Here is a 26,295-nt window from a genome sequence, read left to right on the forward strand (position 1 = left end):
GGTCCGACGGGCCTGTGTCGAAACAGATCCTGGCGCGAAGTCGGAGCTCCGCAACTTGATCCTGACAAGGCAGAACGGCGAGCCGGCGCATGTAGACTGTGAATGCGACCGCTGGATTGGCGGCAGGTGGGGCAATGGGAAGAAGCCGAAATCAACCGCGCCGAAATGACGACAGCGCCGCATTTGCGCACTATCTCCACAATCCCGAAATTCTGCGGAACGAGCTGAGAATCTGAAGCACGAGAAAACCACTGCATAGACTAAGATTCAAATCTATGAGCTTGTTCGGGGATACGTGAGTCCTCCTGCACTAAATAAGTGGAAGAACCCTTGATTGTTGTGGCGCTGCATCAGAGGTCCGCAATGGTTTGTCTTTAAGTTTTACTCACATAAAATCCCTCGGAATACGCTCGCTACGTTTGCGAGAAAAAACATTCTCACCGTTGTGAAACGCCTCAATTTCCTCTGAGACGATCCATTCAGTCTTCGTGCAGGACAGGGTAGATACGCTGTTTGTCACGGTCTCCCATGCTTCGCGCGAAAGAATCGATGTTCGCCGACATTCGCCGGTGATCGACAATGGGTTGTTCGCCGCGATTGTCCATCTTTCCTCGAAGTCGCCACCAGTGACAAGGTTGTCGACGAGACTGCGATTGCGGGCGCCTTTCGAGAACTTGCGATAGTGGGTAACGCCCTGTTCTAGGTCACGTTCAATGCGCCGTCCGGATTCACCGGGCGCTATCGTTTCAGAAACTGGAACTGGATCGAAATTTGCCGGCTCCGGGACGTCAATTCGTTCGTGATCGCCGAGCAGCGGGAGCGAGAGTGTGAGGCTGGACAAGTCGAGGTTGAGCGTAGCGTCATAAGGCGGAGGGAGCATCATTGGCCAATAGGCAGTTGAAAGGGCTATCCGAACTTTGTGCCCTGGGGCAATACGGTAGCCGCAGGCGTCCAGACAGATGGTCAGCCTTTCGTCCCGGCCCGGGATAAGCAGGGAGGGAGCCTCATTGCTGTGGCGATGGGCCAGATTTAGCAGACCAAATGATACTCGAGCCTCTGTACCGTCCGGGTAGACGTCGATGATGCGAACTGCGATGTTTGCCATCGGTGCGTCGCTTGAGAGGACTAGCTGCAAGCTCGGCACTCCGAGCAGGACCAATTCCTCATTCAAAGCGTTGCTCTCATAAACCAGTGAACCACCGTCGTCGATGCGCTGGTCACCCGGGAACTCTAAACCGGCGCTAGTCACATACCAATGCCCGGCGGCCGTCCCTGTATCGAGCGGCGACCGCAACAGCGCGCGTCCGCTGACACCTTGACTAGGCGTTGTCGTTAGCTTGCATGAAGTATCGAGCGAAAGGACACGTGTTTCCGGAGCGTGCCACTTCTTTTTAGCAATCCAGTACCCGGGAGCATGGTCGAAGTTGACCGTTGGCCGCGCTCCATCGAGAATAAAGGCTCGCACTTGGGATATGTCCGCGGCGCCATTTGGTTCATCGCGAAGCCAATGGCTCCACCAGTCGACCGCCTCGGTAACAAAGTCCATGCGCGGCCTTGGGTGAGCCAAATGCGGCCACTCGTGAACCCAAGGGCCGATCAGCGCTTTGACCTTTCCGGGAATTCCCTCGACCGCCTTTAAGGGCGTGTTGCGATAACCGTCGTACCATCCGGCAATCACGAGAGCTGGAACGGTGAAGTCATCGAAGTTCTCGCAAATCGAACCATGTTTCCAGAATTCGTCTCGGCGCTGGTGGCAGAGCCAATCCCGTATGAAAAAGGGCTCATTTTCGAGGCGCTCCAGCCACATGGATTGCCAACGTTCTCCGACGATCTCAGGGTCAGGAGCCTGAGACATAATAGACAGCATGATAGTCGCCCACGAAAATCGATCGAGTAGGTGAACGCCATTTTTATAGTGGATGTCGTCGTTGTACCGATCGACTGACGAAGCAACGGAAATAACAGCTTTCAGCGCGGGAGGCTTCATCACAGCGACCTGCAAGGCGTTGAAACCGCTCCACGAGAGTCCCATCATACCTACCTTGCCGTTGCACCACGACTGTGCGGCGATCCATGCAATCACTTCAGTCGCGTTAGCAAGTTCGAGAGGCGTATATTCTCCATCGATAGCGCCCTCTGACTCCCCTGACCCACGGATATCCACGTGGAGACCCGCAATTCCTGCGGCCGCAAAGGCAGGGTACATGGACTCGTCGCGTCTACTTGCTGGGCGTTTCCGGTAGGGGTGGAATTCGAAAACCGCCGGCACCGGCACTTTATAGGCTTCGTCGGGAAGCCAGATACGCGCGGCAAGGTGAGCACCATCCTTTAGAGGAATCCACTCATTCTCGATGACAGTGAACCGAGTCGGCGCGAGAGCCATTTTAAGATCCTTTCTGCGAATCACAGAACAAAAGCTGCACGGTATTGTTCGCAGGGTCTTCCGGTCGAAACAGCTCAATCCGATAATGAATGCGCAATTGTCGTTTCAAAAAGTGCGCCGGTCTGAATGTTTTTGAAACAGCTAGTCGATGGGTCGTAAACTTCCATAAGGCAAGGCGCACAGAAGCACTTGGAAGCGCCATTAACTGGCCATAGCTGTCCGAGTATTGATCCGACTGCTGTTGGCGTTGCCGGACATGGCAACCCTGCGGGGTCGTCGGCCCGCCATCAGAGGGGAGCGACCGAGAATTCCCCTGCCGAAAACTTGCTTGGAGACCGCAGAACGGGCCAAAGAACTCGGGAAACAGCTGGCGGGTATCGCCGTCCCGCATCAGGCCAGCCCCACCGTCGCCTGATTCTGTCGGATTCTGCTGAGCACATCGGCACTGTCGGTAATCGATATCGAATAGGTCACCTCGGGATAGGTTCTGTTGAACTACGCCATCGCCTCATTCCTTTCCTCATTCCTTTGTGTAGGGCATCGTGAATCTTGCGCCCTTCGTGCAATGCCTGAAAGCGAGTGACCGCTGCTCATGGCGACAAGCAGCCGGCGGCGACAAAAGCTCCTCAAGCACCGTGGAGCCCGCCTTTGTCCTCGCCGCCCTTTCTCGACCAGACCCACCAGGCAATCCGGGAAAAGGGCCTGACGCAGGCCGCCCGCGCCATCACCTACACCTGCGCCTACGCAATCGATATGGCACGAACGTCGTCGGGCAATGAGGCGCGCTTCTGGCATGACAGGGCGGCGTTGCTGACCCCATCGCCAAGGCATTTTCGACCGACATCGGCGTCGAGGTCGCCTCGCTCGGTATACAGGTCCACGGCGGCATGGGCTATATCGAGGAGACCGGCGCGGCGCAGTTTCTGCGCGACGCGCGCATCGCCCCGATCTACGAGGGGACGAACGGCATCCAGGCGATCGACCTTGTCACCCGCAAGCTCCCGCTGGGGGATGGCAAGCCCGTCAAGGTCTATATCGCTGAGCTACGCGACGTCGCCGACCGCGTGGCCGCCTCCAAGCGGCCGGCCTTCGGCCTGACGGCTGAGCGCCTCTTCGATCCACTCGGCAGTCTTGAGGAGGCAACGCTTTGGCTTCACGATACGCTGGCGACTGGCCGCACGGCCGAGGCGCTCTCCGGCGCTACGCCCTATCTCCGCCTCTTTGGGCTCGCCGCAGGCGGTGCCTATCTCGCCGAGGGAGCGCTCGCCGTCGAAGAGATTGAACGTGCCAACCTCTGCCGCTGCTTCGCCGAGAATCTGCTTGCAGAGGCCTCGGCGCTTTGCGCGCAGGTCGTGAACGGTGCGGAGAGTATCGTGGCGGCTGGGGCGAAACTTAGAGAGCAGCGGGCTGGTTGGCAGGTTCCCGTTCCGGAGCACTCTGTATGACGCGTTAGGCGCTCGGCCCGTCGTCCGCGCTCCCACAGACCTGGCGGAACCAACCGGTGAACTCGTCCACGGCAGGGTCCGCATCATGGCCACGCAAGAGATAGTATCCCTGGTCTTCCAGCGTCGCGATCTCGGATAGAACTACGAGATCGCCTTGCGCTATCTCCCGCCGGAACACCTGAATAGGGCAAAGTGCGACCCCATGGCCGGCCATGATGGCGCCGGTCAGCAAATTGAAATCCTGATAGATCGGCCCGCGCAGCGGCTTGACGCGCTTCATGCCCGCCTTCTCGAACCACTGCGTCCAACCATCCAAGCTTTCATCGTGGAGCAGATCCGCACCTACCAATCCATTGCTCTGGAGAACCTGCGGCTTCTGTTTCACGTAATGGGCACTGGCCACGGGCTTGTTCATGCGTGAGAAGAGCCTGATGGACCTGTAGCCCTCGCTGTCAGCGCGGCTAAGCGTGATCAGGACATCGTGCTTGTCGGGATCGAAGGCTTCCTGCGCGTGTGCATATTCAACGCGCATGTCTATTTCCGGATGCTTCCTCAGAAAGTCCTGGACAGAAGGCACCAGCCAGCGGGTGGCGATCGAGGGGATGCAGCCGACCGAAAGCGTACTTCTGCCGGCATTGCGTTTCAGACGGCGCGACGAGGCCGAGACCATGCGTAGCGCAGTCGATACGGCCTCGTAGAATTCCGCGCCGGCAGGTGTCAGGACAATGCCGCGGCCGGCGCGTCTGAACAATGGTCGGCCGAGCCACTCCTCGAGCTGTCTTACCTGCTGGCTGACTGCCGAATGCGTCACGTTCATTTCGCGGCTTGCGTTTGTCAGGCTTTCCAGGCGAGCCGCAGCCTCAAACGCCTTTAGCGTGCCGAGCGGAGGCAACTGCATCTGTAAGCCCTCCTTTCTTTTCCTTTAGAAATGACCGTTTGTGCCCAGAGCGACGATCATGCATTTTCCGAGGTGAGAGGCAGCCGAGCCGCTCGCGAAATCGACTCCAGATCGTGCCATATATCACAGTCCTGCTTATAGGTGGAAAACATGTTCGTTCGGTCAGTCAATGAAATTCAGGGAACAGCGCGGGACGTCGACTGGGGCAATGGGACAAGTTATCGCCTGCTGCTTGAATCCGATGGAATGGGCTTTGGTTTCTGCCACACCGTCGTAAAGGCGGGCACGGAATCTCTGCTGCAGTACAGAAATCACTTGGAGGCCTGCTATTGCATCGCCGGTGAAGGGGAGGTGGAAGACATGAGCGGCATTGTCCACCCCATCAAGGCGGGCGACATCTATGTGCTCGACCAGCATGACAAGCATTATCTGCGCGGCGGCAGGGACACAGACCTCGTCCTGGTCAGCGTCTTCAATCCACCGCTCAAGGGCACAGAGCGGCACGACCTGAAAAACGGCGAGGGTTCGTCCTACTGACCCGCCGAGTGCGGTCGAAAGACTGGCAGCTACGATCTGCCCGTCAGATCACCAACGTCGCCTGACGGGGCACAAGGGTGGAAGTTTTGAAAAGTCGAGCGCGCGTTTCGTGGCATAGCTCCCTTTGAAACCAGGCAGAGCTGGTCGATCTGCCTGTGCGATTGGAAACGAGCGCAGAACGATATGTGTGATCTGGCGACTGTCGGATTGGTTCTCGGTACCGTCTGCCAAGGCGGCAATGGTCAAACCCCAGATCACTCTGCGGCAAGTTGTTTTGGACTGAGACGAAGTGCGGCGGCGCGGCGATGGCCCTCGAGTTTTTCGGTCGCGCTCTGGCGAACCGCTGCGGGAGCAACTGCGGCGACGCCACGTTCGTCCAGCCATTGGTGGGTAGCGATCTTCACGTAGGAACCGACCCAGAGGCCACCAGTGTAGCGCCCGGCACCCATCGTCGGGAGGGTATGGTTCGTGCCACAGCACTTGTCGGAATAGACGACACTGGCAAGTTCTCCAATGAAAATCGAGCCGTAGTTGCGCAGCTTCCTCGCGGTCGCCTGCGGGTCGCGGGTGTGGACCTGCAAGTGCTCCGTTGCGATGTGATCGGAGTAGGCAATCATCGCCTCTTCGTCCTTGACAACAGTGATCTCGCCGTAGTCCTTCCACGCGACCCCTGCCACCGGTGCCGTCGGCAGGGTTTCCAACTGTTTCTCGACTTCGCTTAGAATGTCTTCAGCGAGTTTGCGGTCGGTTGTGACCACGCCAACACGGGTGCGAACGTCATGCTCGGCCTGGGCGAGCAGGTCCGTGGCGATCGTTACTGCATTGGCCGTTTCGTCAGCAACGACGAATATTTCGCTGGGACCGGCAAGCTGGTCGATACCGACCTGGCCGAAAACCTGACGCTTTGCTTCGTTGACGAAGGCATTGCCCGGCCCGACGATCTTGTCGACGGCCGGGATCGTCTCGGTGCCATATGCCATGGCGGCGATTGCTTGTGCGCCGCCGACGCGGAAGATGCGATCGGCGCCCGCGAGATGGCAGCCGGCGATCATGGCAGGGTGAGCATTTGGCGGAAGGCAAGCAATAACCTGGTCGCAGCCAGCGACCTTTGCCGGTACGATGGTCATCACCGGAGCCGAAAGAAGCGGGTAACGACCGCCCGGTACATAGCAGCCAACCGTTTCAATCGGGATCACACGATGACCGAGGTGAAGACCGGGAAGGCTCTCGATTTCAAGAGGCAGAATAGTGCCAAGTTGCGCCTCGGCGAAGCGACGGACATTGGCAATAGCGAACTCGGTGTCCTCGCGGGTCTGCGGATCAAGATCGGCAACAGCCTTCAGCTTTTCTTCCTCGGTGACCTCGAAGTTTGCGACGTCAGCCTTGTCGAAGGCGAGGGAGTATTCGCGAACCGCCGCGTCACCTCGCTTGCGGACATTTGCGACGATCTCCTTCACGGTTGTTTCGACCTGAGCTGTATCGGAGACGGCGTCTCTGGTCGGTTGCTTGATCTGGGTAAATTTGCCTTTCAACGCTTCAAGACGCGGCGTCATCAAAATCTCCTGGAATTGGGATAATCCACGCCAGCATCGTGCAACTTCGACTGTCCGGCAATCGCCCTCCAACCAACTGTTCAGTGTAAGCGGTGTTTCCGGACCACCTTTCGGGAGTGGTCGCGATCTGTGAGGTTGCCGATCCTGTATTGGGATCGGAGATCGGCTTGTGTCTGGACTTGACCTTACGCTTGACCCGGAGCGGCAGCTTCGGCGTTTCGAGGTGATCAACGGTGCCGGCGGTCGGCGTCACTGGTCGGTGGATGACAAGGCGCGGATCATCGCGGAGACGCTGGAGCCGAACGCAATCATTTCCGAGGTCGCCCGTCGGTATGGGCTTAGGCCGCAGCAGGTCTTCGCCTGGCGCCGCGAAGCGCGCAAACAGGCCGCTTCGGTGCAGCAAGATTGTCCTGCCTTTGTGCCGGCGGTTTTGGCGGCGGCGGAACCTGTAGCCAGCCGTTCACCGAAGCAGCGGAAACGGCAAGCCACCCGAGATGCCGGTGTGATCGAGCTTGAGATCGACGGCATCGCGATGCGCGTCGGCCGGGGCGCCGATACCAAGACGGTGGCCGCTGTAATCCGCGCGCTGAAGGCGACGTCGTGATCGGGCCGACGGGTGCGGTCAAGGTCATGGTGGCGACGAAGCCGGTCGACTTCCGCAAGGGTGCGGAGGGATTGGCGGCGCTGGTGCGAGAGACAATGGGGGCCGATCCGTTCAGCGGGGCCGTCTACGTCTTCCGGGCGAAGCGGACTGACCGGATCAAGCTGATCTTCTGGGATGGCACCGGGGTTTGCCTCTATGCCAAGCGTTTGGAGGATGGGGAGTTCCGCTGGCCGAAAGTGCATGACGGCATGATGCGGCTGACGGCCGCGCAGCTCTCGGCGCTACTCGAAGGTCTCGACTGGCGGCGAGTCCACGAGGCGCGCCGGACCCGCGTTCCAGCCCAGGCGGGCTGACCCGCGACGAAGTGAATCAGCCTGGATTCCGCTGTCGCGGGTTGTCGGCGAATATGGTCTGATCCGCTCATGGCGATGACGGCTGACCAGCTTCCCGACGATCCGGACGCGCTGAAGGCGATGGTCCTGGCGCGCGACGTCGAGAATGCCCGTCTGATTCAGATCATCAAGGAATTGCAGCGTCACCGCTTCGGCCGGCGTGCCGAGACGCTCCCCGAGGATCAATTGCTGCTGGGGCTCGAAGAGGCCGAGCAGATCGAGGCCGCCGACGAGGAAGAGAACGAACAAGCATCTCCCGCAGAGCGCCTGGAGCGCGCCAGGAAGCGTCGGACGAACCGCGGCGCGTTGCCATCCCATCTGCCGCGGGTGGAAATGATCGTCGACATCGAGGACCATGCCTGCCCATGCTGCCGCAATGGCTTGCATCGGATCGGCGAGGACGTGAGCGAGCGGCTCGACATCGTTCCGGCGCAGCTGCGTGTGATCGTCGTGCGCCGGCCCAAATATGCCTGCCGCGCCTGCGAGGACGTCGTGGTTCAGGCTCCCGCGCCGGCCCGGCTGATCGAGGGTGGTCTTCCGACCGAGGCAACGGTCGCCCAGGTGCTGGTCTCAAAATATGCCGATCACCTTCCGCTCTATCGTCAGGCGCAGATCTACGCCCGGCAAGGAATCAATCTCGATCGCTCCACGCTCGCCGATTGGGTCGGCCGCGCCGCCTGGCACCTGCGTCCGGTGCATGAGCGGCTGCTTGGCAAGCTGAAGTCCTCGCCAAAACTCTTCGCCGACGAGACGACCGCGCCAGTGCTCGATCCGGGCCGCGGCAAGACGAAGACAGGCCAACTCTGGGCCTATGCGCGTGATGATCGGCCATGGCAGGGAGCCGACCCGCCGGGCGTCGCCTATGTCTACGCAGCCGACCGGAAGGCCGAGCGTCCGATCGCTCATCTCGCAGGCTTCACTGGAATCCTGCAGGTCGGACAAGCCTTTCATGGGCATCGTGACGTCCAAGGAACGAGCCGAAGACACGATGGCGATGGCAGGCATCGTGTTTGGTGAAGACTATGTCCGCGACAACCCGGTGCTGGTGTCGATCACCAACTGCAATTCGCCGCTGGTATGGGATGCCACCATGCTGGACGCGATGAAGGTCTATGCGCGCCACAACCAGCCACTGATCCTGGCGCCCTTCGCGCTCTGCGGCGCCTCGACTTCGGCCTCTGCCGTGGGCGCGGTCGCGCAGGTCAATGCGGAAGCGCTGGCCGGCGTCGCCTTCACGCAGCTGCTGCGCCCGGGCTCGCCGCAGATCTACGGACAGTTCATGGTGACCGTCGACATGAAGACCGGCGCTCCCATGGGTGGCACGCCGGAGGCGGCGCAGATGATGTACCTGATGGGCGCGCTGGCGCGGAAATACAAACTGCCCTGGCGCACCTCGGGCTTCCATGTCGGGTCGAAGCTCAACGACGCCCAGGCCGGCTACGAGGCCAACATGCTGATGCATGCCGCCATCCTCGCCGGCGCCAACTATATCTGGCACTCCGCCGGGTGGCTGGAGGCCGGCCTGAGCTGCGGCTATTCGAAATTTGCCACCGACTGCGAACAGCTGGTCGGTTGGTACAAATATGCCGGCGGGCTGCCGTTCGACGATTTCAAGGAAGCGATGGCGGCGATCCGCGAGGTCGGGCCGCAGGGTCATTTCCTCGGCACCAAGCACACGCTCGAGCATTTCGAGTCCGCTTTCTTCATGCCCACCATCATGGACTTCAACTCGTACGAACAGTGGAAGGCCGAAGGGGCGAAGGATCACGACACGCGTGGCCGCGAAAAAGCGCGCAACATGCTCGCCGACTATGAGGAGCCCAAGCTCGACGAGGGCGTCGCCGAGGGTCTCAAGGATTTGATCGCGCGGCGTGAGGAAAAACTGCCGGACAGCGTTAGTTAGTAAGACAGGCGAAGAACCTGACGGAACCACCAAGGGAGGAAAACATGACGCTCTTCAGAAGCAATGGCGACCGCGTGCCGGGCGCTATCGAGGCAATGGCGAAAGAGACGCGTGCGGGCCGCATGGACCGGCGCGAATTCCTGGCGCTGGCCAGCGCCTTCGGCGCATCGACGGCTTTCGCCTACAGCATGATCGGCCTTGCCGCGCCGACCAAAGCCCTGGCCGAGGAACCGAAAAAGGGTGGAACGCTGCATGTCGCCATGTCGGTCAAGGCACAGAAGGATCCGCGCACCTATGACTGGACCGAGATGGCAAACGTCACCCGTTGCTGGCTGGAGCCGCTTGTCCGCTACACGCACCAGTTCACCTTCGAGCCGGTCCTGCTCGAAAGCTGGGACGTCAATGACGACGCCACCGAATACACGCTGCATCTGCGCAAAGGCATCACCTGGAACAATGGCGATGCCTTTAACGCCGATGACGTGGTCGCCAATCTGAATCGCTGGTGCGAGAAGGGGGCTTCCGGCAATTCCATGGCGGCACGCGTCGGCGCGCTGATCGACACAAAGACGGGCAAGGCCAAGGATGGCGCTATCACCAAGGTCGATGACCTCACGGTCAAGCTGAAGCTCGGCGAACCCGACATCGCGATCATACCGGGCCTGACCGACTATCCGGCGCTGGTCGTGCATCGCGACTTCGACAAGGATGGCGCCGACCCGATCAAGAAGCCGATCGGTACCGGACCTTTCGAGCTGGTGTCCTATGCGGTGGGTTCGAAGGCGGTCGTCAAGCGGCGCGAGAGCGGCAAGTGGTGGGGTGGCGAAACGCCGCTCGACGGTGTCGAGTTCATCGACTACGGCACCGACTTCAATGCCACGCTGAATGCCTTCGAATCCGGCGAGATCGACCTCGATTTCGAAACGCCGGCCGACTTCATCGACGCCCTCGACAAGATGGATCTGGTGAAATCGGAGGTCGCTACGGCGACCACGCTGGTTGCCCGCACCAACATCACCCACAAGCCTTATGACGACCAGCGGGTGCGCAATGCGCTGCAGATGGCCGTCGACAACGATGCCGTCATGCAACTCGGCTACGCCGGGCGCGGTACGGTCGGCGAAAACCACCATGTCGCCCCGATCCATCCCGAATACTATCCGCTGCCCAAGAAGACGCGGGATGCCGCCGCCGCCAAGAAGCTGATGGCGGATGCCGGGCAGGCCGACTTCGAGCACGAGCTGATCACCGTCGAGGACGAATGGCAGAAGAACACCGGCGACGCGATCGCCGGCCAGCTGCGCGATGCCGGCATCAAGGTGAAGCGTACGGTGCTCCCGGGCTCGACCTTCTGGAATGACTGGACGAAATATCCGTATTCGATGACCATCTGGTACATGCGGCCGCTGGGCGTCCAGGTGCTTGCACTCGGCTATCGCTCGGGCGAGGCCTGGAACGAAACGGCCTATGCCAACCCGGATTTCGACGCCAAGCTGAAGCAGGCACTCTCGCTGGCCGATCCTGCGAAGCGCAAGGAGGTGATGAAGGACGTCGAGCAGATCCTGCAGGATTCCGGCGTCATCATCCAGCCGTTCTGGCAGAAGCTCTACTGCCACATGAGCAAGAAGGTGAAGAACTACGGAATGCACCAGACCTACGAAATGGACTTCCAGAACGTCTGGCTGGACGCCTGATTTAACTCCCGAGACTTGCAAGCAACAGCCGCCGGCACCTCTGACAAAAGGTGCCGGCGGCCCGTAATCACTGACAAGCAATTGGCACAGGCAAAAATGTCCGACGACGAGATCATCCTTTCCGAACTTTCCGACGACGAGTTGGTGCAGCAGATGCACGACGATCTCTATGACGGCCTGAAGGAAGAGATCGAGGAAGGCACCAACATCCTGCTCGAGCGCGGCTGGGTGCCCTACAAGGTGCTGACCGAGGCGCTGGTCGAAGGCATGCGCATCGTCGGCGAGGACTTTCGCGATGGCATCCTGTTCGTTCCCGAAGTGCTGCTTTCGGCCAATGCGATGAAGGCCGGCATGTTCATCCTGCGCCCGCTGCTCGCCGCGACCGGCGCGCCGAAGCAGGGCAAGATGGTCATCGGCACCGTCAAGGGCGACATTCACGACATCGGCAAGAACCTTGTCGGCATGATGATGGAAGGCGCCGGCTTCGACGTCATCGACCTCGGCATCAACAATGCGGTCGAGAAATACCTCGACGCCATCGAGCAGCACCAGCCCGACATCATCGGCATGTCGGCGCTTTTGACCACGACCATGCCCTACATGAAGGTCGTCATCGACACGATGAAGGAAAAGGGTATTCGCGACGACTACGTCGTGCTGGTCGGCGGTGCGCCGCTCAACGAGGAATTCGGCAAGGCCGTCGGCGCCGATGCCTATTGCCGCGACGCGGCGGTGGCCGTCGAGACCGCCAAGGACTTCATGAAGCGCAAGCACAACGTGCGCGTATCATAGCCGCAAGGCAACTTTCCTTCCTTCGTGGAAGGCGTAGGGCGCCTGGCGCGGAGCGACAGCGTCGCCGACCTCTATGAACGGCTGGGACGTATTTTCCAACTCTTTCGCCAGCCAATTCGCTGCCACATTCGTGGTTGCCAGAACAAGGCAATCGCCCGGCACGAAGCTTTCTTCACGGGTGTTGTGGTCAACGATGGTCGCGCCGTCCCCGTGCCACTCGAGCACGCTGACATCCACCAGCCATGTGACGCCAAGCTGGCGCAACGTCCGCCGCAGCGGGAAATCAGCTGCCGTCCCCTGCAGTTCCTTGCCGACCAACGGATCAGGCGTGAGAATGGTGACTTGATGGCCATCCTCGGCAAGTTTCCAGGCTGTACCGCCGCCGCGCCAGCCGCCGCCCTCGTCGAGCAAAAGCACACGCTTACCTGGCCGCGCAACGCGGGCCATAACGGCTTCGATCGAGAAGACATTGCCCCTTTCGATGCCGGGTAGGCTCGGCATTGCCGGCAGAGCCTTCTGGAAGCCTGTTTCAGGAGACACCGACCCCGTGGCCAGGATGACAGTGTCAGCCTGGAACGAGGCGATTTCGGATGCCTCGACATAGGTGTTCAGTCGTACGTCGACGTTCAGTTTGCCGAGTTGGCGCTCATACCACCCGAGAAGGTCGAGGATTTGCCCGCGGCGTGGCTGCAGTCCGGCGAGCAGAAAGTTCCCGCCCAGCCTACTGGAGGCTTCGACCAGCACCACGTCGTGCCCTCGCTCGGCGGCAACCCGTGCCGCCTCGAGGCCGGCGGGACCGCCGCCGACGACAAGCCCCCGTTTTTTGGTGGCGGCTGACGTGAACCGGTCACCGCCCCATTCAAACTCACGCCCCGCGGAGGGATTGATAAGACAGCTGATCCAGTAGTCGCGCGAACGACGGCCCCAGCACATCTGGTTGCAGGAAATGCATCCGCGCACATCTTCCGGCCGGTCGGCCGCGGCCTTGCGTGCCAGATGCGGGTCGGCGATCTGACCCCGCACGATCGACACCAGGTCGGCAGCTTTTTCGCCGAGCACCGTTTCGGCGTTTTCAGGCGTCCTGATATGGCTTTCGGCGACCACGAGGGCCGTCTTGACCGCACCCTTTAGGACCGTCGCGAGATCGGTGCCAAGCTTCTCCGGATAGAGAAAGGTCGGCATTATCTTGTAGAAATCGAGGTAGCTGCCGGTGCCGCAGGTCACGTAGTCGATCAGTTCCTGTTCATCATGCAGGTGAATGATCTCCGCCAGTTCCTGGCGACTGAGCGCGACTGTGTAGTCGGGCTCATCGCTGACCGACAGCCCGACGATGAATTCTCGGCCACATGTTTCGCGGATGCGGCTCAGGATCTCGCGGGAGATCCGCGTGCGGTTTTCGAGCGAGCCTCCCCATTGATCTTCACGTCGGTTTGTCCAGGGTGTCCAGAACTGATCGACCAATCCGAGATAGGCCGCCCAGACTTCGACGCCATCGAAACCGGCTTCCTGGCAGCGGCGCGCGGCCTGAACAAAGCCGTCGATAGTCTCCCAGATCTCATCCTCGGACATGGCGTGGGAACCATCGCTGTCATGATAGCTTGGAAGGCCCGAGGGCGACCAATGCGCATGAAACGAGTTGTCCGAATCCCCATGCGCACCGACATGATAGAGCTGCTGGATGGCGATCGCCCCATGGTCCTTGATCGCGCGCGTGACCCGCTGGAAATGAGGAATGACGCTATCGTCGCCAGGTCGAAAATTGCCGCGTGTCAGGACGGCGGCCTGATGAACGGGCATGGGTTCGACAACAATCATGCCGGCGCCACCGATGGCTCGCTCGGCATAGTAGGCAACGTGTCGTTCTGTCGGCACGCCATTCTCCGCCATGTTCGCGGTATGAGCCCCGAACACGATCCGGTTTCGCAGCGTGCGGCTGCCCAGCTTTACCGGCGAGAACAGATGCGGAAAGAGTTTTGACATAAGTATCTCACCAGCGGTCGGAGGGAGGCCCGCCTCGTGCGGCAGTCAGGAGGCTTGTCCCATAGCCACGGATTTATGAAGCGCTGCGGCAAGGCCGTCTGCCACGGCTGCTTCAAACCCGGCTGCGCGCATGGCCTCGATTGCAGCGGCGGTAGTGCCGCGGTAGTCGACGAAAGTCTGGACGATATCTTTGGGATTTTCTGCGCGAGCCTCGAGGAGTTTGCCGGTTCCAACAAGCATTGCGCTGACGCCCCGCCGGGCAATATCTGGGTTCATTCCTCGGCTGACCGCGTCGTCAATCATCGCCGCCGCCAGAAGCGCCGGAAACGCCGGGCCGGAGCCTGTAAGACCTGTAAGATAATCGATATCTGCTTCGCTTTTGACTTCATCGGCAGCGCCACAGGCTTCCAGGATCCGGCGAATGACATTGCGGTCATCCGCGGTGACACCTCGAGTGCCGATCCAGGGCGTGTAGGAATTGCGCACCTCTGCGGCTGCATTCGGAAGCGTGCGGACGACGCGGTCGGTCTTGAGACGTCGAGCCAATTGGTCGAGAGGGATCCCGGCCATGACCGACATGACAAGCTTGCCGGACGCAGAAATGTCGATGGCAGGCCAATCCTGGGGCCGGACCGACACGATGATGACATCAGATCGATCCACCAGTTCCTGGTTGTCCCAGGTCCAGGTAGCATCTGGCAGAAAGCCCGGTTGCCCGCTTCTGTAAGAGAGTGTGAGGTGCTCAGGGGACACTATTTGCGCATCGACAATGGCCTCGGCGAAGGCGCGTCCAAGCCAGCCACCTCCACCGACTATTCCGATGCTCATGGGTTGGCTCATTGTCGCAACTCTTCCTCAGTCCGCCAAATAGTCATGTCTGGCGAAGAACCGATCCAGCTCACGCTGCTGCGGGGCCTCGCCTGTAAAAATTTCCACATACCCGGGAATGCGCTTCATGCGGGCCGTGAGATCTTCCCGGGTCTGCATTGAGATGTAGCCGATCTGCACCAGGTAGACGGTGCGCGCTCGAACATCGGCCAAACTTTCCTTGTAACCGAAGCGGACGAACATCTGGCTCATGGCGTCGAGACGCGTTTGGTCGGCTTTTTGTACCTCCGCCAGAATGTCAGGGGATTGAATTGCCCAGCTTCTGACGGCGAACTCGAACTGGGCATCGAACAAGGACTTGTCGAGCCAGCAGTCGAAAACGTTTAGCATCGCTTCCGCAACCGTCTCGGCATAGGCCTCGGCCTGCTTGACGAGGCTGCCGGTGTTCTTGTCGCGCCAACGCGCTACGAGGGCAGCCAACAGTTCTTCTCTATCCTTGAAGAACCAATAGAAGCTGGTGCGCGACAGGCCCAGCTTCTTGGCAAGTGGCGAAATTCTCACCGTGTCGACGCCGGATTCCAGAAGCAAGTCGTAGGCGGCTTCGAGCCATCCCTCCGGCGATCCACGCCATCCGCTATCGTTCGAAATCTGCTCCATGAGCGGCCAGCCTAACAAAAGGTCAAACTGAAAACCAGCAAAATGTACACCTATGTCGACTCTTTCGACGTCTCAGAAGCTAAACTTGACATGCATGTACATTTTCGGGTAGCGTTCGCACTTGCCATCCCAGCCCGGAGTTCGTCAGATGTCGAGCGATCCCCTTCTGCAGCCATACAAACTCAAGCATTTGACCCTGCGCAATCGCATCATCGTGACCTCCCATGAGCCGGCTTATCCGGAGGACGGGATGCCTAAGGAGCGCTATCTTGCCTACACGGTGGAAAGGGCAAAGGGCGGTGTGGCGATGACGATGACAGCCGGCTCCGCGGCGGTCTCGAAGGACAGCCCCCCGGTTTTCAACAACCTGCTCGCGTACAAGGACGAGATCGTGCCGTGGATCCGGCAAATGACCGATGCGGTGCACGAAGAGGGCGCCGCCATCATGATCCAGCTAACCCATCTTGGACGGCGTACACGCTGGGACAAAGGTGACTGGCTTCCCGTCGTGGCACCGTCCCATCATCGTGAAGCCTCCCACCGCGCGTTTCCCAAGAAAATTGAAGACTGGGATATCGAGCGCATCATCAAAGACTTCGCGGACGCCGCCGAGCGGATGAAGGCGGGCGGGATGGATGGCGTGGAGCTGGAGGCTTACGGCCACCTGCTCGAACAGTTCACGTCTCCTCTCACGAACGACCTTGACGGCCCTTATGGCGGTTCCCTCGATAATCGCATGCGCTTCTGCATGGACGTGTTGAAGGCGATCCGGTCACGGGTCGGCGAGGATTTCATCCTGGGCGTGCGCTACACTGCGGATGAATGTCTCCCCGGCGGCACCGGCAGGTCGGAGGGCATTGAAATCTCCAAGCGCCTCAAGGAAAGCGGACTTATCGATTACCTCAATGTGATCCGCGGCCACATCGACACCGATGCGGGCCTGACGGACGTCATTCCGATTCAGGGAATGGCGAACGCGCCGCATCTTGATTTTGCCGGCGAGATTCGTGCGGCAACCAACTTTCCAACCTTCCATGCAGCGAAAATACCGGATGTGGCGACAGCGCGCCACGCGATTGCGTCAGGTAAGGTCGACATGATCGGCATGACGCGCGCTCACATGACCGACCCACATATCGTGCGCAAGATCATCGAAAAGCGCGAAGACGAAATCAGGCCCTGCGTGGGTGCCAACTATTGCCTTGACCGCATCTATCAGGGCGGGGCGGCATACTGCATTCACAACGCCGCGACCGGCCGCGAATTGACCATGCCGCACATCGTCCCCAAGGCAGAGATCTGCAAGAAAATTGTCATCGTCGGCGCTGGTCCGGCCGGCCTCGAGGCCGCCCGCGTCGCGGGCGAGCGGGGACACGAGGTCGTGGTCTTCGAGGCCGCTAGCGACCCTGGCGGGCAGATCCGCCTGACAGCGCTGAGCCCGCGCCGCAAGGAAATGATGAGCATCATCGATTGGCGCATGGCCCAGTGCGAAAAATATGGAGTGACCATCAAGTTCAATAGCTGGGCGGAAGCAGAAACCATCGAGGCGGAAAATCCTGATGTCGTCATCATTGCGACGGGCGGGGTGGCGCACACCGACGTCCTGTCGAAGGGTAACGAGTTGGTGGTGTCTTCATGGGACATCATCTCCGGAGACGTAAAGCCCGGAAGCAATGTCCTCATCTTCGACGACGCCGGTGACCACGCGGCACTCCAGGCTGCGGAGTTCCTCGCCGGCGCAGGAGCGAAGGTCGAGATCATGACACCGGACCGGTCCTTCTCCCCCGAGGTCATGGCGATGAACCTTGTGCCCTACATGCGGTCTCTTCAAAAACTTGATGTCACCTTCACGGTCACCTATCGGCTTGAGTCCGTTGAGAAGAACGGCAACCAGCTCATTGCAAACGTCGGCAGCGACTACGGCGGTATATCCAAGCAGCGCGTCGTGGATCAGGTTGTCGTCAATCACGGCACCATTCCGCTCGACGACATCTATTTCGAACTGAAACCGAAATCGACCAATCACGGCGAGATTTCGCAAGATGAGCTCATCGCCGGACAACCACAGTCGGTGGTGCGGAATCGGCAGGGCCAATTCCAGCTCTTTCGTATCGGCGACGCAGTTTCGGCCCGCAACACCCACGCCGCGATCTACGACGCACTGCGACTGGCGAAAGATATCTGACGTCTGACAACGGACGCCAACAACAAGGCTGCGAGATGAACAGAAGTGAGGCCCTGCAATATTTTGTAGACACCGCGTTCGTGGCCTTCGACCAGTTCTCCCACGACCTGCGATCGCGCAGATCGATCATCCAGCTCTTCGCCCAATCTGAAGTTCCCGGGCTGGAAAGAACCAAGGCCGGGAGCCGTTTGCCGGTTTGTTCTTATCTTGACTCGGCGTTGGCGGAAGAAGCGATCCCGTCCGCGCTTCGCAACTTGGTCGAACGTTTTAGGGCGATCGAGCCGCTGCTCGAATGGCGGCTAAAATCGAACCCCGACCCGTCTGCCAGCAGCAATTTCCCCGACGGTCATGCCAACGCGATGATCCTTGGCCCAGGCGGCATCGAGGACAGAAGCGATCTGTGGCTCGGCGTCACTTTGATGGCTCCTCACGTCCGATATCCCGACCACGATCATCCCCCGGAGGAAACCTACCTCGTGCTTTCACACGGCGAGTTCAAGCAGGCCGACAACGATTGGTTTTCGCCGGGCATCGGCGGTTCATTCTACAATCCGCCAGGCATCAAACACGCGATGAAATCGCTGGATGCGCCGCTGTTCGCTTTCTGGGCACTGTTGGTGGATCAGACGCATCACTGAGCTTGCCCGGGCGAAGCGCTTGATCCATCAATTCGCTTCATCCATCGACTTCGGTTGACAGCTGCCGGTCAAGGTGCTGCCGATTTCGAAGAAACCCCTTGGTCAAAGATCGCGAATTGGTTGCTATATCTCGACCTTCACCCGGCCAACCGGATTGGAACAGCAAGCAAGGATATAGCCGTCGGCAATTTCTTCCTCGGTGATGCCGCCATTGTGGACCATGTGCACATCGCCGTCGATTTTGCGAACCTTGCATGTCCCGCATATTCCCATGCTGCAACCCGATCGGATCACCAGACCGGCAGCCCGTGCCGCAGCCAGGATCGTATCTGTCTCGACGCATTTCGCCGAGACGCCGGATAGGGCAAATTCGATCTCGGCCTCGTTCTTCTCGGTGGGAACGAAGTCATCCGGGATTTTTTCGGCCTCAGGAAGAGGCGCGCGGAAGCTTTCCTGATGGTAATGCGCCATGTCGAAACCGAGACCGGCCAGGGCCTCGCGCACCGCTTGCATGAAGGGCTCGGGCCCGCAGCAGAACACCTCGCGATCAAGATAATCCTGCGCCATGAGTCCGAGCATAAGTTGGTTGAACATGCCTCTGTAACCCGTCCACGGCCTGTATGGATCGGTCTGTTCAACCACCCATTTCAGGTCGATGCCAGTTACGCGCGAGGCCATATGCTCCAGCCGTTCGCGGAAGATGATCTCAGAAGGGCGGCGCGCGCAGTGGACAAAGACGATGTCCGGATCAACTCCGGAATCATACAGATGTGTAGTCATGGACATCATCGGTGTGATGCCCGAGCCGGCTGAGATGAAAAGATACTTTTCCGCTGGCTGATGCGCCACCGAGAAGGTGCCCGCCGGACCGATTGCCCGCAGGCGCATTCCCGGACGGAGGCTGTCAAACATCCACTGCGTTCCGACAGAGTCAGCCTGCGCCTTTACGGTGATGGTCAGCGAGGTCGGCCGCGACGGAGATGAGGATATCGTGTAGGTCCGGTAGATCGGACCGCCGGGAGTGGGCAGTTCGAAAGTCAGGAATTGCCCTGGATCAAAATTGAACAGCGATCCGGACGGCGACCGGAAACAAAAGGTCAGGACGTTCGGCGCCTCCGGAAGAAAGGAGGCACATTCGAGTTCTTCGGCGTCGGTCCAGAAAACCAGCCTGGGTTTTGCCATCACGTTCATTGGTTCACTCCGCGGCCAATCGCATCGGGGCCTGAGAGCGCCCAAGCCAGTTCGCGTACCAATCGACGAATTGGGTCACACCGCTTTCCTGAACCGGCGAATATGGCCCGGGAACATAGGCAGGTGAGCAGATCCCTCGCTGGTTGGTCTCGATGATCTCACGGTCTTCATTATTGGTAGAAATCCAGACCTCGGTCAGGCGCTTGAGGTCGTAGTCGAGCCCTTCGACGGCATCCTTGTTCACCAGCCAGGTGGTGGTGACCTCGGTTTCCGTGGCGCTGATTGGCGTTACTCGGAAGGTCAAGGAGTGATCCGGCAGGAAGTGGTTCCAGGTCGTTGGATAATGGAACATCAACAGCGAGCCTGCTTCGGGCAGAGCCACCCGACCAAGATTCTTATGAACGGCAGCCTTGCCGTCGAGCGTGTAGCTCACGGCCTTTTGCTGCAGCGGCATCCGCGCCAGGCGAAATTGCCCGCTGCCGCCAAGGCGAAACTGCGCTGGCGCGCCTGAGGCTTCGCAACGGTCAAAATGCGCCTGAAGGGTCGCCGAGATCGATCCGTCTGCAGACACGCCCGCCACTTCCGGGTCGAGCGAGAAGGAGCGGCACAGCGACGGGTGGTTGCTGCTACAGTGGTAGCATTCGCGGTTGTTCTCCCACACTAGCTTCCAGTTGGCCTTCTCGATGATGGTGGACGTATGCGCGACCTTCGCATTGTTGAGGTCATGGACCTCAAGGTAGGGAAGAGCCAGGTCGGCAAACGGTTCGAAGTCGGGGGGCGTTTCGGACAGACAGACGTAGATCATGCCGGCTAGATTGCGCAGATGGACCGGCTTCAGCCCGTGTTTGGACATGTCGAAGTCGGGCCCCATGTCATTTGCCCAGATGAGCTTGCCGTCAAGCTCATAGGTCCACTGGTGATAGGGGCAGACGAGTTTGGCCACCTGGCCTTCGCGGGCCTTGCAAATCATCGACCCGCGATGGCGGCAGGAATTGTGGAAGGCGCGGATTTCACCATCGCGGGCGCGCACGATGACCACCTCATAGGCACCTACACGCATCGCCACGTAGCTGCCAGCTTTCGCAAGCTGGCACGCCGGGGCTGCGTAGAGCCATTCCTGGTAGAAGATGTGCTCGAGATCGAGTTGGAAAATCTCCGGCGATGTGTAAAAGGGCTGCTCAAGGGCATAGCCCGAGACGCGGCGCGCTAACAATTCTTGGATCGACGGTGACGAGGCGTTCATGCGAAAATTCCATAGATGGCGTGCATTTTGAGTTGAAATTTTCTTATCTCAAAATCTTTTACGCAACGGCATTTATTTTCATCACGATTTACTTCAGCTAACTTCTTGCGTGCCGCAGGCGCTCACATAAAACGGAAAGCATCTCCGAAAAGCCGCGTGATGCCAAGACCATATGGTCACCTTCCTGGCAACCGCTCATCTGCTTTGAGGTGGCGCCTGAAATGCGGGTTTACAAAATGCCGTTGAGGACCTGAACGTGGTGTCCACGGTTTTCAGCCGCCAGATCAAGGCCGCTATCGCGAATGGAACCAAGTCGACTGCGAGCTTCCGTGAGCCGATATTGACCGTCAGTTCGGTTTCTCGGGTCCCTTGGACTTGTGAATTGTCGCGCCTGAGCCGCGCGTTGCGTCTTCCGGCACGCCCTCATGCGCGGCGTGTTCCTTGTCGAACTTGATCACCGGCTCCATTTTCGCCAGCACGTCGTCGGACAGCCAGCACAGGCTCATATGGCCGTTGCCGAGATGCTTGACTGGCGGCACCTTGGTTTCGCAAAGATTGTCCGGCACCAGTTTCTTGTAGCCGCAGCGCGTCTGGAACGGGCAGCCAGAGGGCGGGTTCATCGCCGACGGAATGTCGCCTTCGAGCACGATGTGCCTTTTCACCACGCTGGTATCGGCAATCGGAATCGCCGACAGCAGCGCCTCGGTGTAGGGGTGATAGGGCGGCGAAAAGATCTGGTCGGTCGTGCCTTGCTCGACGATATAGCCGAGATACATGACGACGACGCGGTCGGCGATGTAGCGCACCACCGACAGATCGTGGCTGATGAACAGCATCGTCGTCTTGTTCTTGCGCTGTATGTCCATCAAGAGCTCGGTCACCGCCGCCTGGACCGACACATCCAGCGCCGAGACCGGCTCGTCGGCCACCACCACCTTGGCGTCGCCGGCAAAGGCACGCGCCACGCCGATGCGCTGTTTCTGGCCACCTGAAAGCTGGCGCGGCTTGCGCGTCTCGAACGCCCTTGGCAGCTTCACCAGGTCGAGCAACTCCAGCATCCGCTTGCGGCGGTCGGCCACCGTGTTGCCGACATTGAACTTTTCCAGCGTACGGATGATCTGCGAACCGACCGAATGGCTAGGATTGAGCGTGTCGAACGGATTTTGAAACACCATCTGGATCGACGACACCGTGTCGACGCTGCGCTTCTCGATCCCGGTCGACTGGATCTCCTTGTTGCCGAGCTTCACGCGGCCAGAGCTTGCCGTTTCGAGGCCGAGCAGCACCTTGGCCAGGGTCGATTTTCCGCAGCCGGATTCGCCGACGATGGCGACGGTCTCGGATTCGCGCGCCATGAACGAGATCGTCTCGTTGGCCTTGACGACGCGGCCCTCGCTCGAGCCGAACACTTCGCTGCCGCCGACCTTGTAGTACTTCCGGAGGTCTTCGATCTGGAGCACCGGCGCACCGGGCACCACCCGCTCGTTGACCTTCTTGGCGCCGGGCGGCAGCGCCTCCCAGTCGATTTCGTTGAAGCGCACGCAGCGCGAGAAATGCCCGTCATGGCCGTCGACCGCGATCATCGGAATTTCGGCGGCGTTGCAGACGCCCTCGACGAAATGGTGGCAGCGCGGGCCGAAATTGCAGCCCTTCGGCCGCTCGTGCGGTAGCGGCAACTGACCCGGGATGGATATCAGCGGCCGCGAATTCTTGTCGGCGCCCGGCAACGGGATCGAGCGGAACAGGCCTTGCGTGTAGGGATGGCGCATCCGGTCGAACACGTCCTTGATCTTGCCGGTCTCGACCGCCTCGCCCGAATACATCACCGTGATGCGGTCGCAGGTCTCCAGGATCAGCCCAAGATTGTGCGACACGAAGATCATCGACGTGCCGAACTTTTCGCCCAGTCCCTTGACCAGGTCGACGATGCCGGCCTCCACCGTCACATCGAGCGCCGTCGTCGGCTCGTCGAGCAGAAGCAGCGCCGGCTTCGACAGCAGCGCCATGGCGATGACGATGCGCTGCTGCTGGCCGCCGGAGAGCTGGTGCGGATAGGAACGCATCATGCGTTCGGGATCGGGCAGCTTCACCGCCCGCACCATGTCCAGCGCGCGGGTGTAGGCCTCTTCCTTCGACACCTTGTCGTGGATCAGCGGCACTTCCATCAATTGCTGGCCGACCTTCATCGCCGGATTGAGGCTCGCCATCGGCTCCTGGTAAATCATGGCGATCTTGTTGCCGCGGATGGCGCGCAGTTCCTCGTCGGACAGCTCGCCCATGTCCTTGCCCTGGAACTTGATCTTGCCGCCGACGACCTTTCCGATGTTGGAGAGGTCGCGCATGATGCCGAGCGACACGGTCGACTTGCCGCAGCCGGATTCGCCGACGATGCCCATCGCCTCGCCCGGCATCACCGTGCAGGAAAAGTCCATGACGGCAGGGATCTCGCCCTTGCGGGTGAAGAAGGAGATCGACAGGTTCTCGATCTCGATGATCGGACTATTGGTTGGCTTGGCGGGATTTCGAACTGCCTCGTTCATGGGTCGCTCCAATCCTGGTTCTTTCAGGCCTGATTTTGTCAGGCGCATCGGGTCGAAACCCGAGAGATCAGTCTTTCATCGATTGTTCGCGCAGCGAGTCGGCGAGCAGGTTCAAGCCCAGCACGAACGACATCAGCGCGATCGTCGGCGGCAGCGCCGGGTGGATGAAGGAGCGCAGCAGACGGCTGGCGTCCTTGATCGCAGTGCCCCAGTCGGGGCTTTCCGGGGCAAGGCCCAAGCCGAAGTACCCCAGCGTGCCGAGCAGGATCGTCGTGTAGCCGATGCGCAGGCAGGCATCGACGATCAATGGTCCGCGCGCATTGGGCAGGATCTCCCACAGCATGATGTACCAGGGCGATTCACCGCGCGTCTGCGCCGCCGCCACGTAGTCGCGTGTCTTGATGTCCATTACCAGGCCACGCACGATGCGGAACACGCCCGGGCTGGAGGCGAACACCACCGCCACGAAGATGTTGAGCTGGTTGGGATCGATATGCACGATCTTCAGCGGATCGGCGTCGAACACAAGACCGAGATAGATCCAGCCACCGAGGATCAGGGTGATGCCGAGCAGGATGTAGAGCCGGTCGGGCCGGTTCTTGTAGCGCGTCCAGAACAGCACGCTGAAGAAGATGATGGGGAAAAGGAAGAACACACCGGCCATGCCATAGGGGATCGGGGTGTCCATGATGCCCGGCGTCACCAGCAGGTAGAACAGCAGGATCACCGGGAAGGCGAGCACCAAATTGGCCAGGAACGACAGCACGGTGTCGATCTTGCCCCCGTAATAACCCGCGGGCAGGCCGAGCGTGATGCCGACCATCAGCGCGAAGCCGGTTGCGGCAGGCGCGATGATCAGCACGATCTGGCTGCCATAGACCATGCGCGAAAACACGTCGCGCGCCAGCTTGTCGCCGCCGAACAGATAGGTCAGCCCCGATTGCGGCTCGACGGCGCCCGGCAGCACGTCCTTCATGATGGGGACCTGGGCCAGCGGATCGAAGGGCGAGATGGTCGCGGCGAAGATCGCCGTGAACAGCCAGAACAGGCAGATGCCGACGCCGACAATGCCGACACCGCTGTCGAACAGCTGGCCGTAGAGCGCCAGCTTCTTCTTGTAGGCGAAGCTCGCACCCATGACGATGAGGAGGGCGATCCAGACCGGCCAGAAGCGCGACAGCACTTCGAGAACGACGGTGAAGCCACTGATATATTGAACCGGCATCCGCTTCGCCCCCTACTGAACTCTGATACGCGGATTGAGAAACGCGTAGCCGACATCGGAAATGAGCTGCGTGATCAAGACGATGAACACCGAGACCAGCGAGCAGCCGAGCAAAAGGTCGATATCGTTGTTGCCGGCCGCCTCGACCAGCGTGTAGCCGAAGCCCTGGTAGCGGAACATCACCTCGACGATGACGACGCCGGTGAGCAGCCAGGGAAACTGCAGCATGATGACGGTGAACGGCGCGATCAGCGCGTTGCGCAGCGCATGTTTGACCACCACGCTGCCGAAGGAGAGCCCCTTCAATCGGGCGGTGCGGATATATTGCTGCGTCATCACCTCGACCATTGAAGCGCGCGTCATGCGGGCGATGTAGCCGATGCCGTAGATCGCCAGCGTCATCACCGGCAGCGTGAAATTGTAGAAGGTGATGCCCTGGCTGGCCGAGGCCGCCGAGCCGTTCAGCCAGCCGAGCCATGAGGCGAAGATGACGGTGAAGATGACGCCCGACACATATTCGGGCGTCGCCGTCGAGGCGATCGAGGCTACCGACAGCGTGCGGTCGGTTCGCGAGCCCTCGCGCATGCCGGCCAAAATGCCGATCAGCAGCGAAATTGGCACCATCACCGCCAGCACGCTGAGCATCAGGATGCCGGTGGCGCTGAGTGCCGGAAAGAGCTTCGACGCAACGTTGGTCTTGAACTTGGTCGAACAGCCGAAATCGCCTTCCAGGACGCCGGAGAATTTCGGCTCCAGCGGGTCATTGCAGAAGGAAAAACGCTGCGTCGGCTTGCCCGTCGCCGGATCGGTCACCGGCTGCTTCGGCACGACGCCCAGCCACTGGCCGTAGCGTACGAAGAAGTTCTGCCGGTAGCCATGGTTGACCAGCCAGCTTTCGAGCTGCTCGGCGGAGGTATGCATCTCGGTCTGGCTGATCGCCAGCTTCTTCAAATTCGGTTCGAGATTGATCAGGAAGAAGACGATCATCGTCAGGCACAGCATCGTCAATGCCATGGTGCCAAGACGCCTGATAACGAAGGAAAGCATGGCGGCCCCCTGCCGACGGGTTGGGGTTGAAGCCTGCTGGAAACCGCCTCCGCAACAACGGCAAGGCTAGCTGTCAAGAAGACCTTCGGATGCGATCATCGGGTAACTCGCTTGCTCAAAGGATCGTTCTTCTCGCCCGGACCAAGCAGAAGTTCGCTAACATGGAACTGCGATAGTAGGCATCGCAAAAAAGTAACCTGCCGATTGACTTTTTTTCGAGCAAACTTTTGCCTCCCACTTGCAGGATCGCCGTTGGATCGCTTGCCAGTCCGACTGAGGGAAATTCATGCACCTCGGGACGGAAACTTCTCACAAGTCAGCCCCTCGGCATCATAGCCAGCAATAGCCACGATAGAGCCGCACATTCGCTCGCTTCAATAGTCTTTCCGAATGTCCGCCTGACTGCTAAACCGCAAATTTCTCGAGGTGGGCGGACGTGCAAGCGCGACGGACAATCCGAACCGCACCAAGATTGATATGTTGTCAGGAGCCGAGTGTCTTTTAGTCAACGCGAGCGTGAGTTTTTTGCAGTAGGGCAATCGCCGCACATTCAGCAATAG

The 26,295-nt window shown here is 60.0% G+C and carries 19 protein-coding genes and 2 pseudogenes; 10 read left to right on the top strand and 11 right to left on the bottom strand.

The features are described from left to right. Positions 1 to 385: 385 nt before the first annotated feature. On the bottom strand, positions 386 to 2,383 hold the full coding sequence (locus tag FJV83_RS18100; RefSeq protein ID WP_095775986.1) for a CocE/NonD family hydrolase: 1,998 nt from the start codon (positions 2,381 to 2,383) through the stop codon (positions 386 to 388). A gap of 696 nt (positions 2,384 to 3,079) precedes the next feature. On the opposite strand from FJV83_RS18100, the pseudogene FJV83_RS18110 reads away from it, so the two are divergent. Further along, a pseudogene (locus FJV83_RS18110) lies at positions 3,080 to 3,828 on the top strand (acyl-CoA dehydrogenase); the annotation flags it as partial. A 4-nt stretch (positions 3,829 to 3,832) separates the two neighbouring features. Here the strand turns inward: FJV83_RS18110 and FJV83_RS18115 are convergent. Next, the gene (locus FJV83_RS18115; protein ID WP_095775985.1) at positions 3,833 to 4,726 is read right to left on the bottom strand and encodes a LysR substrate-binding domain-containing protein; all 894 of its coding nucleotides are present in this window, start codon (positions 4,724 to 4,726) and stop codon (positions 3,833 to 3,835) included. Positions 4,727 to 4,876: 150 nt separating this feature from the next. Between FJV83_RS18115 and FJV83_RS18120 the strand changes: the two genes are divergently transcribed. Beyond that, entirely contained in the window at positions 4,877 to 5,263 is a 387-nt protein-coding gene (locus tag FJV83_RS18120; RefSeq protein WP_095776017.1) for an ectoine synthase, read from the top strand. 254 nt (positions 5,264 to 5,517) lie between these two features. Here the strand turns inward: FJV83_RS18120 and hisD are convergent, their stop codons facing one another. Beyond that, a complete protein-coding gene (gene hisD, locus FJV83_RS18125; protein ID WP_095775984.1) occupies positions 5,518 to 6,816 on the bottom strand; it encodes a histidinol dehydrogenase in 1,299 nt (432 codons plus the stop codon). Between the two features lie 223 nt (positions 6,817 to 7,039). On the opposite strand from hisD, the gene FJV83_RS18130 reads away from it, so the two are divergent. From FJV83_RS18130 to FJV83_RS18155, 6 genes and pseudogenes are all read left to right on the top strand, one after another. Continuing rightward, on the top strand, positions 7,040 to 7,420 hold the full coding sequence (locus FJV83_RS18130) for a transposase (protein WP_210248236.1): 381 nt from the start codon (positions 7,040 to 7,042) through the stop codon (positions 7,418 to 7,420). Then, on the top strand, positions 7,417 to 7,773 hold the full coding sequence (gene tnpB / locus FJV83_RS18135) for an IS66 family insertion sequence element accessory protein TnpB (RefSeq protein WP_023709031.1): 357 nt from the start codon (positions 7,417 to 7,419) through the stop codon (positions 7,771 to 7,773). Before FJV83_RS18130 ends, tnpB begins: the two co-directional genes overlap by 4 nt. Before the next feature lie 69 nt (positions 7,774 to 7,842). Beyond that, positions 7,843 to 8,748: pseudogene (locus FJV83_RS18140) on the top strand (IS66 family transposase); the annotation flags it as partial. A gap of 13 nt (positions 8,749 to 8,761) precedes the next feature. Beyond that, positions 8,762 to 9,715 (top strand): trimethylamine methyltransferase family protein, encoded by a 954-nt coding sequence (locus tag FJV83_RS18145; protein WP_245318181.1) that lies wholly within the window; start codon positions 8,762 to 8,764, stop codon positions 9,713 to 9,715. 44 nt (positions 9,716 to 9,759) lie between these two features. Beyond that, on the top strand, positions 9,760 to 11,409 hold the full coding sequence (locus FJV83_RS18150; RefSeq protein ID WP_095774043.1) for an ABC transporter substrate-binding protein: 1,650 nt from the start codon (positions 9,760 to 9,762) through the stop codon (positions 11,407 to 11,409). Positions 11,410 to 11,505: 96 nt separating this feature from the next. Further along, the gene (locus tag FJV83_RS18155) at positions 11,506 to 12,201 is read left to right on the top strand and encodes a B12-binding domain-containing protein (RefSeq protein ID WP_095774044.1); all 696 of its coding nucleotides are present in this window, start codon (positions 11,506 to 11,508) and stop codon (positions 12,199 to 12,201) included. Here the strand turns inward: FJV83_RS18155 and FJV83_RS18160 are convergent. The 3 genes from FJV83_RS18160 to FJV83_RS18170 are packed head-to-tail and all read right to left on the bottom strand — an operon-like array spanning position 12,196 to position 15,666. Next, a complete protein-coding gene (locus FJV83_RS18160) occupies positions 12,196 to 14,181 on the bottom strand; it encodes an FAD-dependent oxidoreductase (RefSeq protein WP_095774045.1) in 1,986 nt (661 codons plus the stop codon). The genes FJV83_RS18155 and FJV83_RS18160 overlap by 6 nt on opposite strands. A gap of 45 nt (positions 14,182 to 14,226) precedes the next feature. Then, positions 14,227 to 15,021 carry a pyrroline-5-carboxylate reductase dimerization domain-containing protein gene (locus FJV83_RS18165; protein ID WP_095774046.1) on the bottom strand — a complete coding sequence of 265 codons (795 nt, stop codon included), beginning with the start codon at positions 15,019 to 15,021 and terminating at the stop codon, positions 14,227 to 14,229. A gap of 15 nt (positions 15,022 to 15,036) precedes the next feature. Continuing rightward, positions 15,037 to 15,666, bottom strand: a complete 630-nt coding sequence (locus tag FJV83_RS18170) for a TetR/AcrR family transcriptional regulator (protein ID WP_095774047.1) — start codon at positions 15,664 to 15,666, stop codon at positions 15,037 to 15,039. Between the two features lie 148 nt (positions 15,667 to 15,814). Between FJV83_RS18170 and FJV83_RS18175 the strand changes: the two genes are divergently transcribed. Beyond that, positions 15,815 to 17,851, top strand: a complete 2,037-nt coding sequence (locus tag FJV83_RS18175) for an NADH:flavin oxidoreductase (RefSeq protein ID WP_095774048.1) — start codon at positions 15,815 to 15,817, stop codon at positions 17,849 to 17,851. A gap of 35 nt (positions 17,852 to 17,886) precedes the next feature. Next, positions 17,887 to 18,489 carry a dimethylsulfoniopropionate lyase gene (locus FJV83_RS18180; RefSeq protein WP_095774049.1) on the top strand — a complete coding sequence of 201 codons (603 nt, stop codon included), beginning with the start codon at positions 17,887 to 17,889 and terminating at the stop codon, positions 18,487 to 18,489. 123 nt (positions 18,490 to 18,612) lie between these two features. Here the strand turns inward: FJV83_RS18180 and FJV83_RS18185 are convergent, their stop codons facing one another. The 5 genes from FJV83_RS18185 to FJV83_RS18205 all read right to left on the bottom strand — a co-directional run bounded on the left by FJV83_RS18185 (position 18,613) and on the right by FJV83_RS18205 (position 25,735). Further along, on the bottom strand, positions 18,613 to 19,680 hold the full coding sequence (locus FJV83_RS18185) for a hybrid-cluster NAD(P)-dependent oxidoreductase (protein ID WP_095774050.1): 1,068 nt from the start codon (positions 19,678 to 19,680) through the stop codon (positions 18,613 to 18,615). Between the two features lie 4 nt (positions 19,681 to 19,684). Then, entirely contained in the window at positions 19,685 to 20,923 is a 1,239-nt protein-coding gene (locus FJV83_RS18190) for an aromatic ring-hydroxylating dioxygenase subunit alpha (protein WP_095774051.1), read from the bottom strand. Positions 20,924 to 21,270: 347 nt separating this feature from the next. Beyond that, complete coding sequence (locus FJV83_RS18195) at positions 21,271 to 23,463, bottom strand: ABC transporter ATP-binding protein (RefSeq protein WP_142887129.1); 2,193 nt, start codon at positions 23,461 to 23,463, stop codon at positions 21,271 to 21,273. 67 nt (positions 23,464 to 23,530) lie between these two features. After that, positions 23,531 to 24,688, bottom strand: a complete 1,158-nt coding sequence (locus tag FJV83_RS18200) for an ABC transporter permease (RefSeq protein WP_142887130.1) — start codon at positions 24,686 to 24,688, stop codon at positions 23,531 to 23,533. Positions 24,689 to 24,700: 12 nt separating this feature from the next. Then, a complete protein-coding gene (locus FJV83_RS18205; protein WP_095774054.1) occupies positions 24,701 to 25,735 on the bottom strand; it encodes an ABC transporter permease in 1,035 nt (344 codons plus the stop codon). Between the last annotated feature and the right edge of the window lie 560 nt (positions 25,736 to 26,295).

It is taken from the genome of Mesorhizobium sp. WSM4307, assembly GCF_007003945.1.
Lineage (GTDB): Bacteria > Pseudomonadota > Alphaproteobacteria > Rhizobiales > Rhizobiaceae > Mesorhizobium.

What these genes read in the sequence shown, in the direction of transcription:
- FJV83_RS18120 (WP_095776017.1), top strand. Translation starts at nt 4,877, where the DNA reads ATGTTCGTTCGGTCAGTCAATGAAATTCAGGGAACAGCGCGGGACGTC.
- FJV83_RS18170 (WP_095774047.1), bottom strand. Translation starts at nt 15,666, where the DNA reads ATGGAGCAGATTTCGAACGATAGCGGATGGCGTGGATCGCCGGAGGGA.
- FJV83_RS18145 (WP_245318181.1), top strand. Translation starts at nt 8,762, where the DNA reads ATGGGCATCGTGACGTCCAAGGAACGAGCCGAAGACACGATGGCGATG.
- FJV83_RS18200 (WP_142887130.1), bottom strand. Translation starts at nt 24,688, where the DNA reads ATGCCGGTTCAATATATCAGTGGCTTCACCGTCGTTCTCGAAGTGCTG.
- FJV83_RS18180 (WP_095774049.1), top strand. Translation starts at nt 17,887, where the DNA reads ATGAACAGAAGTGAGGCCCTGCAATATTTTGTAGACACCGCGTTCGTG.
- FJV83_RS18205 (WP_095774054.1), bottom strand. Translation starts at nt 25,735, where the DNA reads ATGCTTTCCTTCGTTATCAGGCGTCTTGGCACCATGGCATTGACGATG.
- FJV83_RS18100 (WP_095775986.1), bottom strand. Translation starts at nt 2,383, where the DNA reads ATGGCTCTCGCGCCGACTCGGTTCACTGTCATCGAGAATGAGTGGATT.
- FJV83_RS18115 (WP_095775985.1), bottom strand. Translation starts at nt 4,726, where the DNA reads ATGCAGTTGCCTCCGCTCGGCACGCTAAAGGCGTTTGAGGCTGCGGCT.
- FJV83_RS18190 (WP_095774051.1), bottom strand. Translation starts at nt 20,923, where the DNA reads ATGAACGCCTCGTCACCGTCGATCCAAGAATTGTTAGCGCGCCGCGTC.
- FJV83_RS18195 (WP_142887129.1), bottom strand. Translation starts at nt 23,463, where the DNA reads ATGAACGAGGCAGTTCGAAATCCCGCCAAGCCAACCAATAGTCCGATC.
- FJV83_RS18165 (WP_095774046.1), bottom strand. Translation starts at nt 15,021, where the DNA reads ATGAGCCAACCCATGAGCATCGGAATAGTCGGTGGAGGTGGCTGGCTT.
- hisD (WP_095775984.1), bottom strand. Translation starts at nt 6,816, where the DNA reads ATGACGCCGCGTCTTGAAGCGTTGAAAGGCAAATTTACCCAGATCAAG.
- FJV83_RS18185 (WP_095774050.1), bottom strand. Translation starts at nt 19,680, where the DNA reads ATGAACGTGATGGCAAAACCCAGGCTGGTTTTCTGGACCGACGCCGAA.
- FJV83_RS18175 (WP_095774048.1), top strand. Translation starts at nt 15,815, where the DNA reads ATGTCGAGCGATCCCCTTCTGCAGCCATACAAACTCAAGCATTTGACC.
- FJV83_RS18160 (WP_095774045.1), bottom strand. Translation starts at nt 14,181, where the DNA reads ATGTCAAAACTCTTTCCGCATCTGTTCTCGCCGGTAAAGCTGGGCAGC.
- FJV83_RS18155 (WP_095774044.1), top strand. Translation starts at nt 11,506, where the DNA reads ATGTCCGACGACGAGATCATCCTTTCCGAACTTTCCGACGACGAGTTG.
- FJV83_RS18150 (WP_095774043.1), top strand. Translation starts at nt 9,760, where the DNA reads ATGACGCTCTTCAGAAGCAATGGCGACCGCGTGCCGGGCGCTATCGAG.